This is a genomic window from Salmonella sp. NW645 (genome assembly GCF_051703725.1).
GTDB classification, from domain to species: Bacteria; Pseudomonadota; Gammaproteobacteria; order Enterobacterales; family Enterobacteriaceae; genus Salmonella; species Salmonella enterica.
In genome coordinates this window covers 1-458 of the sequence record NZ_JAMMKR010000034.1, presented here as the reverse complement: position 1 = coordinate 458, position 458 = coordinate 1, and the positions used below count along the sequence as shown (strand labels likewise).

The window sequence follows — 458 nt, the reverse complement described above, 5'->3', positions numbered from 1 at the left end:
GAGGAGATGGCGCGGCTGGCGCTGGGGCTGCGCACCCGCCTGCAGAATGATGCCGGCAATGTTGAGGGCTGGCTCATGCTGGGGCGCACCGGTATGGTACTGGGTAATGCCGGTACCGCCACCGGGGCGTATGCGAACGCCTACCGCCTGGACCCGAAAAACAGCGATGCGGCGCTGGGCTACGCGGAGGCGCTGACGCGCTCGTCCGACCCGGAGGATAACCGCCGCGGCGGGGAGCTGCTGCGCCGGCTGGTGAGCCGCGACCACACGGATATCCGGGTGTTAAGCCTGTATGCGTTCAGCGCCTTTGAGCAGCAGCGCTTTGATGAGGCGGTGGCGGCCTGGGAGATGATGCTGAAGTTACTGCCGGCGGGTGACGCCCGGCGGGCGGTGATAGAGCGCAGTATCCGGCTGGCGCAGGAGAAATAATGCCCTGACGGCCCGGTGGCGTGGCGCCA

Annotated in this window: 1 protein-coding gene; it reads left to right on the top strand. The window is 67.7% G+C overall.

The features are described from left to right. On the top strand, window positions 1-429 hold a 429-nt coding region (locus tag NA389_RS21945), incomplete at its 5' end, for a tetratricopeptide repeat protein (protein ID WP_260816435.1). Window positions 430-458: the final 29 nt, after the last annotated feature.